The 16974-nt window shown below is 59.9% G+C and carries 10 protein-coding genes; 4 read left to right on the top strand and 6 right to left on the bottom strand.

The window, feature by feature from the left end:
• Positions 1 to 25: 25 nt before the first annotated feature.
• Positions 26 to 4300 carry a DEAD/DEAH box helicase gene (locus tag OZX74_RS02840; RefSeq protein ID WP_277157043.1) on the bottom strand — a complete coding sequence of 1425 codons (4275 nt, stop codon included), beginning with the start codon at positions 4298 to 4300 and terminating at the stop codon, positions 26 to 28.
• Between the two features lie 256 nt (positions 4301 to 4556).
• Here OZX74_RS02840 and msrA point away from each other — a divergent pair, with 256 nt between their 5' ends.
• Positions 4557 to 5516 carry a peptide-methionine (S)-S-oxide reductase MsrA gene (msrA, locus tag OZX74_RS02835; RefSeq protein WP_277157042.1) on the top strand — a complete coding sequence of 320 codons (960 nt, stop codon included), beginning with the start codon at positions 4557 to 4559 and terminating at the stop codon, positions 5514 to 5516.
• Between the two features lie 181 nt (positions 5517 to 5697).
• Here msrA and OZX74_RS02830 read toward each other — a convergent pair whose 3' ends face one another.
• On the bottom strand, positions 5698 to 8376 hold the full coding sequence (locus tag OZX74_RS02830) for an excinuclease ABC subunit UvrA (protein ID WP_277157041.1): 2679 nt from the start codon (positions 8374 to 8376) through the stop codon (positions 5698 to 5700).
• A gap of 248 nt (positions 8377 to 8624) precedes the next feature.
• Positions 8625 to 10664, bottom strand: coding sequence for a DEAD/DEAH box helicase (locus OZX74_RS09090; RefSeq protein ID WP_348519555.1), 2040 nt, complete (start codon positions 10662 to 10664; stop codon positions 8625 to 8627).
• Between the two features lie 291 nt (positions 10665 to 10955).
• Here OZX74_RS09090 and OZX74_RS02820 point away from each other — a divergent pair, with 291 nt between their 5' ends.
• Entirely contained in the window at positions 10956 to 11372 is a 417-nt protein-coding gene (locus OZX74_RS02820) for a peptide deformylase (protein WP_277157040.1), read from the top strand.
• 67 nt (positions 11373 to 11439) lie between these two features.
• Here OZX74_RS02820 and OZX74_RS02815 read toward each other — a convergent pair whose 3' ends face one another.
• Positions 11440 to 12318, bottom strand: a complete 879-nt coding sequence (locus OZX74_RS02815) for a dioxygenase (protein WP_277157039.1) — start codon at positions 12316 to 12318, stop codon at positions 11440 to 11442.
• A gap of 340 nt (positions 12319 to 12658) precedes the next feature.
• On the opposite strand from OZX74_RS02815, the gene ettA reads away from it, so the two are divergent.
• A complete protein-coding gene (gene ettA, locus OZX74_RS02810; RefSeq protein WP_277157038.1) occupies positions 12659 to 14335 on the top strand; it encodes an energy-dependent translational throttle protein EttA in 1677 nt (558 codons plus the stop codon).
• Positions 14336 to 14504: 169 nt separating this feature from the next.
• Entirely contained in the window at positions 14505 to 15419 is a 915-nt protein-coding gene (locus tag OZX74_RS02805; RefSeq protein ID WP_277157037.1) for an acyl-CoA thioesterase domain-containing protein, read from the top strand.
• On the opposite strand, the gene OZX74_RS02800 is transcribed toward OZX74_RS02805, so the two are convergent.
• Together OZX74_RS02800 and OZX74_RS02795 are read right to left on the bottom strand one after the other, a co-directional pair.
• Positions 15416 to 15943, bottom strand: coding sequence for a DUF3180 domain-containing protein (locus OZX74_RS02800; protein WP_277157036.1), 528 nt, complete (start codon positions 15941 to 15943; stop codon positions 15416 to 15418). The genes OZX74_RS02805 and OZX74_RS02800 overlap by 4 nt on opposite strands.
• Positions 15940 to 16974 (bottom strand): hypothetical protein, encoded by a 1035-nt coding sequence (locus OZX74_RS02795; RefSeq protein ID WP_277157035.1) that lies wholly within the window; start codon positions 16972 to 16974, stop codon positions 15940 to 15942. Before OZX74_RS02795 ends, OZX74_RS02800 begins: the two co-directional genes overlap by 4 nt.

Genomic DNA, 16974 nt, shown 5'->3' with positions numbered 1-16974 from the left:
ATAAAATATTACCTTTAGATAATCCCTACCCCAACAACTGCAACAGATCGTCCTTGGTGAGGTTCGAGATGCCGGCGGAAGTGCCGGTGCCGGCCTTGTCTACGAAACGGTGGGCCAGGTCGGACTTGGACTGCTGCATCTTGAGGATGCGCTCCTCGATGGTGTCCTTGGCGACGATCTGGTAGACGTTGACGTCCTGGGTCTGGCCGATGCGGTGGGCGCGGTCGGTGGCCTGCTCCTGCGCGGCGGCGTTCCACCACGGGTCGGCGTGCACCACCACGCACGCGCCGGTGAGGTTCAGGCCCGTGTTGCCGGCCTTCAGAGAAATCAGGAACACCGGGGTATCGTCGGCGTTGAACTGGTCGACTAGCTCGAGGCGCTTGCGCTTGGGGGTGGCACCAGTGATGACGTTGTAGGTCACATGGTTCTTGCGCAGGCGTTCGGCAATCAGGTCGAGGAAGCTGGTGAACTGGGAGAAAATCAGCATCTTGCGGCCGGCGTCCTGGCAGCTGGAGACGAGCTCTTCGATGGCGTCGAGCTTGGCCGAGGTGACCTTGCGCGGCTTGGTTGACGTTCCGGCTTTCGAGACGTCCGAAACGTTACGGCCTGTTGGACTCCCATTCCCCACAATCGCGTTCGCCGACGTATCGGCGGTCTCGCTAAGCTCATCGACATACCCGTCGATCGGCTCGTCATCTGCGCGCTCGGTCTCTCGGCTGGGCATACCCCAGACGTGTGCGTCCTTCTTGACGACGTTGCTGCCGACATTGCTGAACAGCAGCCGCGGGTCGCAGCAAGCCTGGCGCAGACGGGTGAGCTGGGCCAGAATCTGAATCTTGCCGGTCTTGTATTCGATGTCGCGCTGCTTGTTCAAGGTAGCGCGCAGCTGCTGTTCGAGCGCGGCGTAAAGTCTGCGCTGCTCCCCCTCAAGCTGCACGGTGATGACGTTCTCGATCTTGTCGGGCAAATCCTTCAAGACCTGCGACTTCAGCCGCCGCAGGATGAACGGACCGACGAACGCCTGCAGCTTGGCCTGCGCGTTTTCGTCGCCGGAGAGAATCGGCATTTCGAAGCGGTCGCGGAAGTGCTTGTAGGCCCCGAGCATGCCCGGCATGAGGAAGTCGAAGATGCTCCACAGCTCGGAAAGCCGGTTTTCGATCGGCGTGCCAGTCAGAGCGAAACGGTGACGCGCGTTGACAGTTCGTACGGCGTGGGCGGACTTGGTGGCGTGGTTCTTGATATACTGCGCCTCGTCAAGCGTCATGCAATAGCATTCGAGGCCGTCGTAATCGTCGATATCACGGCGCAACAGGTCGTACGAGGTAATCAGCACATCCGGCGCAACCCATTGGGAAGCGGCAATGTCATCATCGTCAACCAACGCTTGCGGGCTGTCGGCACTCTGCCAGCCATCATCACCCGAAGCGGATACAACAGGACCACCGACGCGGGCCGCGGAAACCGAGGAGCCATCGACAGCACGCTTCCCCATGACCTGCTGGTTAGAAGTCAGCGACTCCGCGCTGCCGGATTCAGCGAGCATCTGATTGTGGTTCAGAAGGTCAACATCATCCATCTCCATATCGAAACTTGCCTGCTGTGCTCCGGAAACATTCTGATTGACAGTTAGAAGCTCGGTCCGACCGCCGTTCAAACCGGAACAATCAGCTTTACCGTACCGCTTCCCAGTCGCCGACCCAAAACTTCCAGCTCCAGACGCTTTCCTGCCTTCATACCAAGCTTTGGTGTTCTTGAGCGTCGCGCGACGGGCGGCTTTGGAACCAGCCAGCACCTGCACGTTGAGTGACGGCGCGAATTTGGCGCATTCGGCGGCCCAGTTGTAGACCAAGGAGGCCGGGCAGACGATGAGGTTCGGCCCGACCCGCCGCTGCTCGTCGCGCCGCGTAAGCAGATACGAAAGCATTTGTACGGTTTTGCCCAAGCCCATCTCGTCGGCCAGAATGCCGCCGAAACCCTTGTCGGCCACGGCGTTGAGCCAGCGGAACCCCTCGACCTGATAGGGCCGCAGGACGTACGCCAGCGACTTCGGCACCTTGTAGGTCTTCGGGTCGATGACGCGCAAATCGTTCAAGTAGCTGCGGAATTCGTCGCTCTTATCCTCGTCATCGGCCTCGTTATCAAGGTAATAGGCCTCGTAGGCAGGTACGGAGACAGCTCCGGAATCAAGGTCGACGGGTTTCAGCCCCAAGTCGCCGCTGACCTCGTCCAGCTTGCTGGTGTCGACGTCGGCCATGTTGACGAACGCACCGTTGCGCAGGCGGTGGAACTTGCGGCGCTTGCGATAGCTGTTGAGCAATGCCGGCACTTCGGACGGGTCGATTTCGTCGGCGATCGGCGAGATCTCGACCAAGCCGGATTTGATGGACAAACCGATTTTGAAGACCGGATGCGGCGAAGAGGTGAGCCCGTCGAAACTCGGCGTGGAGAACACCTCGCCCAACCCGCGCAAAACCGGCAAGCCTTCGTTCAAAAGCTTGTAGATGGCTTTGTCGTTGTCCTCGTCGATGCGCGCTATCGGGCCGTCGGGCATCGGGAAATACTGACGCACAGCCTCCACGGCCAGACGCTCGGTTTCGCGGTCCCGCGCGACCGGTTCGTTCGGACCGATGCCGGAGAAAACGTGGAAGCGCTCGTCGCCGTACCTGGCCTGCACATCGCAGGTGATGCCCTTGCGGTCGCGGTCGAGATACGTTTCGATGTGGCAGGGCACGTGGCGCATGCGGATCAGTTCGGGCGGCAGCTTGACGGCAATACCTTCGTGGGAAGTGTCACCATCACCATCATCACGGACTGGATCGAGCGCGGGCAGCACCGTGCGCGAAAACTCTTCGATATCGTCGCTGCTCAAATACAAATCCCCGCGCTCGTCGCCCACGCAAAGCACTCCAAGCAGGTTGCGGTTCGTGGTCATCGCACTGGAACAGCGATGAATTTCGGGAGTATCCAAAGCGAAGGCGTGGCTGGCATCCGGCGAACCGACGACCACGAACGACGAACCCCGGCCGATGATGAATTTTTGTATATTGAGGGAATGACGGATGACATAACCGTATTTTTGAGACGATTTATCATCTTTCCGTCCCGAAGATTGCCAAGCCTGCGAATTCCCACCATTTCCAGCGCCGTCATCCTCGTCATCGACGCGAACGACCTCAAGGCCCAAATCAGGATCGCCGTCAACCACGCGAACGGGCACGGCCGAACCGAAATTGCCATGAACCGGCACATAGTCCAGCGTCGCGTCGGCATCGACGAACAGATCGAGCAATTCCGCGGTCTCGTCGTCGGAGAGGCGCATTTCCTGGGCTTCCGCCTTGCTCTGGTAGAACTCGTAATCACCGGAAACGCTTTTGCGAATCTCGATGGCACGGCCGAGAATGGCCAGAATCGAGCGGGAACGTTCGTCGAACGAATCACGGGAATGCACGAACGCGAGTTTTTTACCATAGGTGACGAATTCGCGGCGCTGCACGGCCTCGACCAGCGCACGCACATCCTTGACCACGTAGGAAATACCCTTGGACGGCACCGCGATATGCAGACGCAGGTACCAGTCGCGCGCCGAATTCTCCAGCATCGGACGCAGCACGACCGAACCGATGGGCATGTGTCGGCTCAAGGCCACCCCGCTGCCGATATCGCCGGAAGCGCGGCTGCTGACCTCCTTCAAGAGGTCGAGCTGACGGTTCTTGGCCTGTTCGGCGAGCGCCGAATCCTCCTGCTCCATAAACGAACGCAGCACCCGCGAGGTACGGCGAACGACCTTCTGCCGGCGAGCGCCGAGCCCCGTATTGCCGTGGGAACCCGAGGCGGCCACGCCGTTGCCGAGTTCCTCGAACTTCTGCGGCGTGTCATTATATTGCATGATCAGCGCGATGACATGCTTACAAATCGTGCCGAAGCGACCGAACGCCGGGCAGCTACAGTCCGAGTCGAGGATTTCGCCATGATTTTCGTCGATGCGAGCGCTCACGGCGTAATCGTCGGCGAATTCGTCGGCCGGTTCGACCGACGCGGCCAGCAGTGTACCGTCTTCGCCGGGGGTACAGGTGAGGTTGTGCATGCGACCGCTGGAAATGACTTCGTAGGCACGATAGAAGCTTCTGCCGCCGCGCTGCCGCAAAACCTTTTCGGGCACTGCCGGTTCGTTGGCTCCGAAGGTCACACCGCCGTCAGGGTCAACGATGCCGCCGAACGTATCGTCGCCGGAACCGGCACCAAGCCCAAATCCCCCAGAGCTCCCGGTTCTCGACCCGTACACCGACGCATGCCAATCCAAATCGCGTCCCTCTTTTCGCTAGCCTATGTGCCGTCGGCTTCGATATCGTCAAATATCAAAGACCGCAAACTTCTATTCTACTCCACTTAGGAATTCGGTGAAATCCTGTGTCTTCCTGAAACAGGTGCAAGAAAGCGGCGGAAAACGCAGTATTTAAGCCCAAATTGAACGCATTGTGTCCTTTTGCCGCGGTTTGTGAGACACTGTCAACAACGCACGAATAATTGCCATGGCAGGAAACGGATATGGAGGAGACATGACGAACACAGATAACGCAGAAACGCAGACCGCCTACTTTGCGGGTGGCTGCTTCTGGGGCGTCGAACGCTATTTCCAAGGTGTCGACGGAGTGACCGCCACGCAGGTCGGCTATGCGCAGTCCCGCAAGGAGAACCCGAGCTACGAGGAGGTCTGCAGCGGGGCGACGGATGCGGCGGAAACCGTGCGCGTCGACTATGATACGAAGCGCGTGACCCTGCGGACGCTGACGCTGCTGTTCCTGGACGTCATCGACCCGTTCTCGGTGGACCGTCAGGGCAACGACACCGGACGGCAATACCGCACCGCGATGTTCTATCTCGACGAGGTGCAGAAAGCCATATACGACAAGGCTTTGCAGCAGCTTGTCGCGCGCGAGGGCCGTGAGGCGGCGGTGATTGTCGAGCCGCTGCACAACTTCTACCCCGCCGAGGGCTACCACCAGGATTATCTCGACAAGAACCCGGGCGGATACTGCCATATTCCGGTGGCCAAGCTCATGAACGTGGGCAAGCGGCAACGCTATATCGAGAGCATCTGGCGGCTCGACCCGGAGCAGTACGCGGTGACGCAGGAGGCGGCCACCGAGCGCCCGTTCGCCAACAAGTACGACCAGAACTTCGAACCGGGCATCTATGTGGACGTGGTGAGCGGCGAACCGCTGTTTCTCTCCACCGACAAGTTCGACGCGGGCTGCGGATGGCCGGCGTTCTCCAAGCCGATCGACAACTCGGCTCTGACCGAGCACCGTGACACCAGGATTCCCGGACGGCCGCGCATCGAAATCCGCACCGCCGACTCGCAGATCCACCTGGGTCACGTCTTCGATGACGGACCACGCGATCGCGGCGGGCTGCGCTACTGCATGAACTCCGCCTCGTTGCGTTTCGTGCCGCGCGAAAAGATGGAGGCACAGGGCTACGGCAAATATCTGAAGTTGCTTGACGAGGCTCAATAAGCCGGGCAGACAAGAGGCAAGTAAACCCAAATCGGTCGCCATCACCTGATTGCAGCCGAAGCTTTTAATACGTGAAGGGCGGTATGGATGACTGTTGTATCCATACCGCCCTTCAACACTGAACCCGTATTATTCCAACGATTTCAGACACGTTATAACGCGGCCGGCCAAAGCATATCCTTTAGCCTTGCATATGCTTGGCCAAGTAACGGCCGGTGACACTTGCGGAATTACTCGCGATTTCGTCCGGGGTGCCGGTGGCGACGATGGTGCCGCCTTCCTCACCGCCGCCCGGACCCATGTCGATGACGTAGTCGGCGTTGGCGATCATGTCGAGATCATGCTCGATGAAAACCACTGTGGCGCCGCCGGCGATCAGCCGCTGGAGCACGTCAATCAGCGTTCGCACGTCAAGTGGGTGGAGGCCGGTGGTCGGCTCGTCGAGGACGAACAGCGATGTGCTTTGCTTCTTGCCGAGTTCGTTGAAAAGCTTGAGGCGCTGCGCCTCTCCGCCGGAAAGGTTCGGCGTATCCTCCCCGAGCGTGAGGTAGCCGAGACCAAGGTCGTGTAACGTCTCAAGTGCCCTATGAATGCGCTTGAGTAAGGTCGGAGTGATCATATCGCCGGGTTCAAGCGGGTCTAATGGTCCATTGGATTTTGCAGAATCCGCCAGGACACTGAACCGATGCTGGCGCACGGAACCTGCCGGAACATCGGACTGTTGACGATTGGCAGAACCGTGTGAATCGGAAACGAAGGCCGGACCAAAATCATCGTTCAGATCATCCAGCGCGAAGACATCGAGAGCGTCATCCACTTCCAGATCAAGCACCTCGGGCAACGTCAGTCCTTGCGGGTGGGTCGGTGTCACCAACCGTATATCGTTGACTTCCGCTCGATATCGCCGACCAACGCAAGTCGGACAAGTGATGGTGACATCAGGCAAGAACTGGATATCGAAGCTGATCTGACCGGTGCCATCGCATTGCGGGCAACGCAACGTTCCGGTGTTGTAGGAGAACGCCGAGACCTTAAGCTTGCGCTTTTTGGCCGAGGCCGTCGAGGCGAAGGCCTTGCGCAGCATATCCATGATGCCGCTGTAGGTGGCGACCGTCGATCGCACGTTGATGCCGATGGGTGTGGAATCGACCAGCCGCACGCGGGTGAGGCCGGCGGCGTCGAGAGAACTGACATGGGCCGGAAACGGCATATGGTTCTCCTGCGCCTGCAAAGCGGGGATCAATGACTCCAACACCATCGTGGTCTTGCCGGAACCGGAGACACCGGTGACGGCCGTCATCCGCCCACGCGGAATCGCAACATGAAGCGAATGCACGGTATGGATGGCATCGGTTTTCATACTGATCCAGTCGGCTTTCGAAATCGGCGGCAACGTAAGGCGTTCGCGGATGACCACAGACTGGGAACCATCGAGGAAACCCGCAATGCGTGATTTCGGATTACGCAATATCTCGCCCGGTGCACCTTGCGCGAGGATACGCCCTCCCCGACTGCCGGCACCCGGGCCCATTTCGATAAAATAATCGGCGGCGGCAAGCACATGAACATCATGATCGACGAACACCACGGAATTGCCGGAAGCCAAGAGATCCCGCATCACTCCGATCAGCCCTTCGATATTGGCCGGATGCAAGCCTGTAGAAGGCTCGTCGAGCACGTAGAGCACGCCAGTGGTCTCGTTGCGTACCGCACGCGAAAGCTGGGCACGCTGCCGTTCGCCGGTGGAGAGCGTCGCGCTGGCACGATCGAGCGTCAGATAGCCCAGACCAAGCTGAATGAGCCTACGGCCCATATCCTCCAACGTATCGACCAAACTGTCGGCCATCTGCCGCATATCGCCCGGCAATGAATCCGGCACACTCTTGGCCCATTCAAGCACTTTGCGCAGCGGCCAGGAAGTGACCTCGTCCAGATGGTATTCCCCGATTTTCGGAGCCCTTGCGGCAGCGTTCAGCCTTGATCCGCCGCAATCCGGGCAGACGCGCTCGACCAGGAACTTCGAGACTTTGGCCATACGCTTCTCGTCGCTGGCTCGATCGAGTTCCTTGGTCACGGTAAGTCTCGCGTTGCGGAACGTGAAATCAAGATGATGCACACCCTTGATCGAGGTGATGGTGATGGGCTTCTTCTCTTCCGGCCCGTTGAAGACGATGTCACGCTCTTTGTCGCTAAGTTCCTTGAAGGGGACATCCGTGCGCACGCCGAATTCACGGACGATATCCGGCTGGACGTTGAAGCCGAAGGTGCGCCACGGCACGACGGCACCTTCGTCGATGGTGAGGCTTTCGTCGGGGACCAGCGCGGCGTCGTTGACCTCATGGATGGTCCCGGTCCCCTGGCATTTCGGGCAAGCGCCGGTGGAGTTGAACGCGAGCTCTTCGGCGCTGGGAGGCTCGACAAGAGCTCCGCAGGCCGCACAATGGATGGGAATTTCTGCCGCTACATCGAGCGTCGGCTTCTGGTAGTGACCGTTGGGGCAACGGTGCGAGGCAAGGCGCGAGAACATCAGCCTCAGCACGTTCAGCGTCTCGGTGGAGGTGCCGAAGGTCGAACGCATCCCGCCGACGCCTGGCCTCTGGCGCAAAGCCAAAGCCGGCGGAATGAACCGCACCGAATCGACCTGCGGCTTCTCGGCCTGTGTCATACGTCGGCGGGTGTAGGTCGAAAGCGCGTCAAGATAGCGCCGCGAGCCTTCCGCGTAAAGCACGCCCAGCGCCAGCGACGATTTGCCGGAACCGGAAACCCCGGCGATGCCGACAAGCTCGTTCAGCGGAATCGAAACGTCGATATCACGCAGGTTGTGGACGCGGGCACCGCGCACTTCGATGGCCTGCGGCACAGAAAAACCTTCGGAATCCGTCCGATCACATGCCCACTTACGTTGTCACCGTTAATCGCGTTCTTCATACATATTCCATTCCCGCTGTCGTTCACTATGCCAACTCTATTCGCCGCACCTACTTTGTTTCGCACTCAGCGGCAATTTTCGAAGATATGCAATGCAAAAGGTGCCATGGAATCCATGGCACCTTTGATGAGACAAATTGTCACTAATTGGTACCGAACCTCAGACGGTCACTACAAGTTTCAGTGGGAACGACGGAACGGGGTCGAGTTGCGCTTGCCATGCGAACGGTGGAAGCCGTCGGCCTTGCGGGAGCGCTGGTTGCGGTTGCCGTCGCGTCCGCGACCGCCGGAGCGACCTTCGTAGCTCTCATCACGTCCGCGACCACGGCCGCCGGACTTGCCATAGCCGCCGTGACGGTTTGACTTTCCGGAGCCGTAGGAATCGCCATAACCCTCGGAATAACCGCCGTTGCGTCCGCCGGAACGGTTGCCCTCATAACGGCCCTTGCCGCCACGCTTGCCGCGATCGTCAAAATCAGAATGGCGCGAGCGCTTGCCGCTGTTCTTGCGGTAGCCGTCATCGTAGAAATCACGCGAACGTCGGTCATCGCGACGTCCACGCGAGGAACGGCCGTCAATGGGGCCTTGGCCGTCATCATAACGGGGGTTGCGGTTCTTGTGGCCGTCATGACGATTGCCGTTCGATCGTGAATCGTTGAAATCACGGGAATCGAAGCCACCGTTACGACCACCACGACCGTTGAATCCCTCGTCACCGTCTTCATGACCGTGCCGGCCCGACGAACGCCGGGAACCTTCATGACGGTTGTTGCGGTCACGCCGTCCGCCACGATCCTTGCGACCATATCCGCCATGACCGCCACGGCCCTCATTGCGTCCGCCACGACCAGTGCGTCCGGCCCTGCGGTTGACCACCGGCACCGTCAGCGTCCAGCCTTCGACCAGCGGGGCGTGCTCCCCCACCAGTTCCTCAAGTTCCGGGGCTCCGGGAACAATCTGCTGGCTCTTGGCCTTGATGCCGGCACGACGCAGCATCTGACGCGCGTCACGACGCTGATTGGGTAGCACCAGCGTGACCACATCGCCGGATTCGCCGGCACGAGCGGTACGGCCGGAACGGTGCAGGAACGACTTCGGGTCCTCCGGCGGCTCGGTCTGCACGACCATCTCCACATCGCTGACGTCGATGCCACGCGCGGCCACATCGGTGGCCACCAGCACGTTGACGTCACCGGAAGTGAATGCGGCCAGATGGCGGTCGCGTTGGTTCTGCGAAAGGTTGCCTTGCAGATCGACGGCCGGGATACCTTCATGCACCAGCTTGTCGGCCATCTTCTTGGCCTGGTACTTGGTGCGGGTGAAGAGGATGCGCTTGCCCTTGCCGCTGGCGAGCTCGCGGATGACCTCGTATTTGTTGCCCTGCGAAACCTCGAAGACGTGGTGGGTCATCGTGTCGACCTGCGCGTCGGCGGGAGCGATCTCGTGAATCTTCGGGTCGTGCAGGAATTGACGCACGACCTTATCGACACCGTGGTCGAGCGTGGCGGAGAAGAGCATACGCTGGCCGTTCGGGTCGACTTGTTCAAGCAGACGCTGCACGGACGGAAGGAAGCCCATATCGGCCATTTCATCGGCCTCGTCCAGCACGGCCACTTCCACATCCTCGATGGACAGCGCACCCTGGCGCAGCAGATCCTCCAAGCGTCCGGGGCAGGCGACGATGATTTCGGCGCCGGCCTTCAGCTCGTTGATCTGACGGCTGTATTTGACGCCACCGTAGATGGTGGCGGTCTGCATGTCGTAAGCGGCGGCGAGCGGAGCCACGACCTCGTTGATCTGGTTGACCAGTTCACGCGTGGGAGCGAGGATCATGCCATGCGGATGCGGCAGCATCGCACGCTTTCGGGCATTGCGATCGCCGCGGTCCATACGCTCGAAGTCGCGCATCACCGCCTCGCCCTCACCCTGTTCGCCCAGCCTGGCGACCAGCGGGATGGCGAAGGCAAGCGTCTTGCCGCTTCCGGTCTCGCCCCGGCCGAGCACATCGCGCCCGGCCAGCGAATCGCCGAGCGTATCGGCCTGAATTGGGAACGCGACGGTCTTGCCGTCACGAGCCAATACGCTTACCAGCGGACCCGGCACACCGAGCTCGGCGAAGGTGCGCTCGGGCCGGTCGCCGGACTTGGCGTATGCAGCCGCGCTTTCGGCCGCTTCTTCAGCCTTCTTGGATTTGAAATTATGGGAATCAGGATTATTCATTTCGTATTCTGCATGCCGCTCGCCGCTAAAATCGGCAGAGTTGTCTGGATTATTTTCGTAAGTACGACGCCTCGGCACAATAGCCTTTCAAAAGATTGAAGCCGACCTGTCGTTTATAGTTGCGGACCCCGGCTTCGTAATGGACAATTCAGTATATCAGACACGCCCCACAACAGCGAGATAAGCGATTGCCGCACTCGTCGCAATAGCACCGCACGAAATCAAAGCTATGTCGAATACTATCGTTGAATATCAAAGAAACTTCGCCGACAATTCGCAGAGGACGACATCATGCAACAACCCATCACCACCTCACCCGCCTTTCTCGCCAAGCCGAGCGCACCTGCCACGCCGGAGGATCTGAAGTGCGCGGCTGACCTGAAAGATACGCTTGAGGCGAATGCCGAGCGTTGCGTCGGCATGGCCGCAAATATGATCGGCGTACACAAACGAATCATCGTGTTTTCCGATGATCTGACCGGACGCATCATGACGATGTTCAATCCCGAAATCATCGAAAAGGCCGAACCATACGAAACCGAGGAAGGATGCCTTTGTCTGGAATCCAAAAGAAAGACGACACGGTTCACATCCATTCGGGTGCGTTATCAGGACAGGCGGTTCAAAGAGCGCACCGCCAATTTCAACGGATGGACGGCGCAAATCATCCAGCATGAGATCGACCACTGCAATGGCATAGTCATTTGAGCCTATCTCAGCCGTGCAAACCTCTGCCGGAAGTTACCGGCCAACACTCTAAAACCAACCGTCGCGTTCACTCCGATTCCACGACGGCAGCGCTGGGCGGGGTCTGCTTCTTGTGGCGCGGGCTCGGCTGCTTGGCTGCGGGGACATCCGTATAAGGGTGGCCCATGCTGGCCGTGGATGTATAGAAGCTTTTCGTCGTACCGTTCGCATTGACATTGGGCAACGGCGAGCTGGGAGCGTTTGGGGCACCGTCGGGATGCCCGGTCTCCCCTCGACGGTAACGTTCCATCATCCGCTTCTGCAGATCGGCGGCGCTCGGCGGCGTCCATGTCAGGGCGTTGGCACCGGCTGCGATGGTTTCTCGAATCGATTCGGCCGACCCGCCGGAGCTGGCCACCACTGGAATCTCCGGGTAGCGCTCCTTGATGCGCGCCACCACCTCGGCGGTGTTCCTGCCGGCGGCGACGTTGATGATCTTTGCGCCGGCCTCGATCTTGCGTTGCACCGTATCGTCCCATTTCACGACCGTCGCCATCACCGGGACATGAACGGTCATCGACACCTCGCGCACGATCTCCACCTCGCTGGGCGCGTTGAGCACGACACCGGCGACTCCTTGCATTTCAGCAAACACCGCTAATTCGAGCACGCGTGTGCCGGTGGTGGTACCTCCCCCGACGCCCACGAACACCGGGGCCTGAGCCACGGAAAGCACCGCCTGGTTGATGACCGGCTGGCCGGTGAACGGATAGACCGCCAGAATGGCGTCGGCGTTCGTATTGTGAATCACCGCGGCGTCGGTCGTGTAGGCGAAGGAACGCAAGCGACGGCCCTGCAGCAACATTCCCGAGGACTGTTCAATCTCCACGGGTACACGGGCATCGGTCGAGCTCAGCGGGTTCTCAACAGGCAAAGCCTCTGGCAGATTCGCCGGAAGATTCGACATTCTCCGTTCCATAGCGCCGCTCCCTTCATAAGTCTCAGTATCATTCACCTCAGCCGGTCACAGCCGTCTTTCCTCAAACATTCTAATCGTATGACATCACAACATTTAGACCGGACCAAGCACATTACCAGACCCAACATATCAGCGCTGCCATTTGTTCCCGCTTACACGTCATTTCTTGACAAAACGCACAAAAGGGACATTAAACCGAGGGTAAAGATTCCTTGAAACGTCTACTCGATATGCCAAAATTGGCTTGAATCCGCGGGTTGGTCAAACCCGGCGGAATGGTTGAAACGCAATGAGACAAAGCACACATTAACAACAAAGGAACGAATACTTGGCTGAGTTTATTTTCCAGATGATCAATGCTCGCAAGGCCTATGGCGACCGTGTGATCCTTGACGACGTGACCCTGAGCTTTTTGCCGGGCGCGAAAATCGGCGTCGTCGGCCCCAACGGCATGGGCAAATCCACCCTCTTGAAGATCATGGCAGGTCAAGAGACCGTCTCGAACGGTGAAGCGAAGCTGACCCCCGGTTATTCCGTTGGCATCCTGCAACAGGAACCGCCGCTGGACGACACCAAGACCGTCGGCGAGAACATCAAGGCCGCTTTCGGCGAGATCACCGACAAGGTCGACCGCTTCAACCAAATCGGCGAGGAAATGGCCAACCCGGACGCCGACTACGACGCGCTGATGGCCGAGATGGGCAAGCTGCAGGAAGAGATCGACGCGGCCGACGGCTGGGATATCGACTCCCAGCTCGAGCAGGCGATGGACGCTCTGCAGTGCCCCGACCCAGACACCCCCGTGAAGGTTTGCTCGGGCGGCGAGCGCCGTCGCGTGGCCCTGTGCAAGCTGCTGCTCGAGGCTCCCGACCTGCTGCTCTTGGACGAGCCGACCAACCACCTCGACGCCGAGTCGATCCTGTGGCTGGAGCAGTTCCTGCACACCTACAAGGGCGCCGTCATCGCCGTGACCCACGACCGCTACTTCATGGACAACGTGGCCGAGTGGATCTGCGAGGTCGACCGCGGCCACCTCTACCCCTATAAGGGCAACTACTCCACCTATCTGGAGACCAAAGAAAAGCGTATGGAGATCCAGGGCGCCAAGGACGCCAAGCTCGCGCGTCGCTTGAAAAACGAGCTGGACTGGGTCAAGAGCTCCCCCAAGGCCCGTCAGGCCAAGAACAAGGCCAGGCTCGCACGCTACGACGAGATGGAGAACGAGGCGCGCAACGCCAAGAAGCTCGACTTCTCCGAGATCGTCATCCCCGCCGGCCCGCGTCTGGGCTCGCAGGTGCTGGAGGCCGAGCATATTCACAAGGCCTTCGGCGATCGCGTGCTGATCGATGACCTTTCCTTCACCCTGCCGCGCAACGGCATCGTGGGCATCATCGGCCCCAACGGCGTCGGCAAGTCCACGCTGTTCAAGACCATCGTCGGCAAGGAGCCGCTCACCAGCGGCAAGCTGACGATCGGCGATACCGTCAAGATCTCATATGTCGACCAGAACCGTGAGGGCCTCGACCCCAACAAGAACCTCTGGGAGGCCGTCTCGGACGGCAACGACTTCATCGAAGTCGCCGGCGTCGAGGTGCCGACCCGCGCCTACGTCGCCAGCTTCGGCTTCAAGGGCAGCGACCAGCAGAAGCTCACCGGCATGCTTTCCGGCGGCGAACGCAACCGCCTGAACCTCGCGTTGACCTTGAAGCAGGGCGGCAATCTGCTGCTGCTCGATGAGCCGACCAACGATCTTGATGTCGAAACGTTGGAATCGCTGGAAAACGCGCTGATCGAATTCCCGGGCTGCGCCGTGGTCATCTCCCACGATCGCTGGTTCCTCGACCGCATCGCCACGCATATCCTCGCGTGGGAGGGCGATGACGACAATCCGGCCAAGTGGCATTGGTTCGAAGGCAACTTCCAGGCGTATCAGGACGACAAGGTCAAGCGCTTGGGCGAGGAGGCCTCCCGCCCCCACCGCATCCATCGCAAGCTGACGCGTTAAGCTGAATAACAGAAACATTGGCGGTGCCCCGATTCTATGGTCGGGGCACTGTTTTTATCACAGCTCTATGAAAATCCAACAGGTTCAGATAACGGCGTAATCCGGCCGGAAAGTTCGGCGTCGCGGATAAACTCGACCAAGATACTTTTAACAGGAAATGAGGAGTGACATGGCGGAAGTCAAGGCAGGCGACCCGGCACAGCAAGCGGTTGAGGCGCTTGAACTCGAAGCCGGACAGGAGCGGGACGGACGCACCGTCTTCCATGACGCCACGAACCTCTACTACCCCACCGAACGCATCTACGGCGGCCAGATGACCGCGCAGGCCATCATCGCCGCAGCCGATACCGCCGATGACGACAAACTCGTCAACTCCATCCACGCCACATTCATCAAGGTCGGCAAGCTCGATGAAGAGACCCGCTACGAAGTGGAATCGCTGCGTGACGGCCGTTCCTTCTCCACACGCCGCGTGGATGCCAAACAGGGTGAACAGCTGCTGTTCACCGCCACGGTAAGTCTGCAGAAAGCCGGCCAGTCCGGCGTCGAATTCAATGACAGCATGCCCCAAAACCTTCCTGCACCGGAAACGTTGACCAGCGCCAAAGAGCTGATGGAACCCTACACCGACAAGTCCGGGTTCGCCAAATACTATGCCTCTCAATCGCCGTTCGATATCCGCCACATCGGTTCGACGGTGATGCTCGAGCCAGATACGCAGAGCGCCGACAAGGACTCCGGCAAACAGATGGTCTGGATGCGCATGGCCAGCCCGATCACGGCCTCGCGCAATGTTCATCGCGCACTGCTGGCACTGGAATGCGACCAGGTGATGATGGAGCCGGACTTGCGCCGCGCAGGTCTGAGCATTTCCACGCCGGGCATTTTCTACGCTTCGATCGACCACTCGATGTGGTTCTACGACAACATCGACATGAACGAATGGCACCTTTACATCCAGGATGCCCCGGTCGCCGGTCACGGCCGCGCACTGGGCATCGCCAAGGTCTATTCGGCCGACGGCAGGATGCTCGCCGCGATGACGCAGGAAGCCACCATCCGTGTGCCGGAACAGAAGGATTAGACTCCGGCGGCGAGCTTGCGCTGGCGCTCGCGGCGTTTGGCGGCCTTGATCTTCGGGTTCTCCGCGCCTTCGCTCGGCGGCAGCTGGCAGAGCCATTCGCCGACGATGCCCACCACCATATCGGCGATGCAGATGAAACAAGTCACCACGCACTGGATGATCACGTTCTGGAAATACGGGATGCCCCAATGGCCGAAGACAAGCATCGCCTGAGCCAGATACCAGCCGGCAAGCCCAGCACCGGCGATGCCCAACGCCTTGCACAGCACCAGCGTGTAGACGGCTTTGGTCGGATCGATCCAGCTTTTACGCTTGGCGGGATCGGTGATGGCGTATTGGTGAACCTGCAAGGCCAACAGCAGCACCACCGCGCCGAGCAGCACCAGGATGAAAGCGACGAACCATGGAGCACCAATCAGCGAAAGCCCGCTCATTTCATCGGATTTGACCAATATCGCGCCGAACAGCAGGCCGATCAACGCCGCTATTACGTAATACCACCAGGGGGTTCGTCGTGCACTCATCGCGTCTCTCCCAGGATCCAGCGGTCGTCGACTTTACCGACACGTGCGGCATCGGGCGCCATGGCAAGCAGGAAGGAAACCGGGTCGCCGTCAAGATGGGCATCGGGATCCATATCAAGCCAAGGCGCCAGGATCTCGGCCTCTTGTTTAGCCGCAGCCAACGGCAGCTCGACGGCAGGGGCGGCATCCTCCGGCATCTCTTCGGCAGCGCCGCCGGCAATAACACCGTCACCGACCGCACAGGACTTGCCATCCGCGTTGCCGGCTGCACCCAACGCGCCTGTGGCCTCACCCTCGACGTCGACCAGACGCAGCGTGACGGCCCCTTCATGTGACACCGACAGGGAATCGAGCAACGATACGATGGCATGCGGTTTCAGTTTGGTGGTCAGCCGGATAACGGCGGCACTGGCGTCGCCACTGTCGATGCCCATGACGTGATAGAGCGGCGAGATTCCTTCGACCTGGTTGCCCGGCACGGCATCCAACGAGACGATGACCGAACGGAACCGCTTGGCGGCGTCGCCGGTTTTGCTGCGCATGGCGATGATGGCGCGCCTCGGTACAGCATAGACGTCATCGGCTTGGTCGTGCTGCAGGGCCTGTGCCTGTTGCGCTTTGTCCCGACGCTGCTGCTCGCTTATCGTAGCCCCGGCCAATGAAGCCTTGGTGGGGGCGGCGCTTGCGGCCGAACCGGACGTTTGCGCACCCTGCCTGTCGGTGTTGCCTCCTCTATCGATCGTCACCGGCACATCGGTGAACGCAAGACCCGTTGCCGACTCGTAATCCGCAGCGTTGCCATCATCGTTGCGAGCAGCAAATGAATCATCGAATTTCAGTACGACCTGCGCATGCACCTTGCCGGCGGCAACGGCCTGAAGCACCCGCTGCCACACCTCGGCACCGGCGGCGACATCCTCGCTTGTCGTCTCATCGAACGAAAGCGAAAGCCGCGCGCCTACGCCGAGGGGCGTGCCATCAGCTGTCACGCCCCTCGACTCTTGCGAATCATCAATCAACGGATTCGACAT

It is taken from the genome of Bifidobacterium sp. ESL0798, assembly GCF_029395415.1.
Taxonomy (GTDB): Bacteria; Actinomycetota; Actinomycetes; order Actinomycetales; family Bifidobacteriaceae; genus Bifidobacterium.
Note: the sequence above shows the minus strand (reverse complement) of the source record. Positions and strands in the feature narration are given on the sequence as shown.

Coding starts and splice junctions, on each gene's coding strand:
- OZX74_RS02815 (WP_277157039.1), bottom strand. CDS start 12,318: ATGTCGAATCTTCCGGCGAATCTGCCAGAGGCTTTGCCTGTTGAGAAC.
- OZX74_RS02800 (WP_277157036.1), bottom strand. CDS start 15,943: ATGAGTGCACGACGAACCCCCTGGTGGTATTACGTAATAGCGGCGTTG.
- msrA (WP_277157042.1), top strand. CDS start 4,557: ATGACGAACACAGATAACGCAGAAACGCAGACCGCCTACTTTGCGGGT.
- OZX74_RS02795 (WP_277157035.1), bottom strand. CDS start 16,974: ATGTCGAATCCGTTGATTGATGATTCGCAAGAGTCGAGGGGCGTGACA.
- OZX74_RS09090 (WP_348519555.1), bottom strand. CDS start 10,664: ATGAATAATCCTGATTCCCATAATTTCAAATCCAAGAAGGCTGAAGAA.
- OZX74_RS02820 (WP_277157040.1), top strand. CDS start 10,956: ATGCAACAACCCATCACCACCTCACCCGCCTTTCTCGCCAAGCCGAGC.
- OZX74_RS02805 (WP_277157037.1), top strand. CDS start 14,505: ATGGCGGAAGTCAAGGCAGGCGACCCGGCACAGCAAGCGGTTGAGGCG.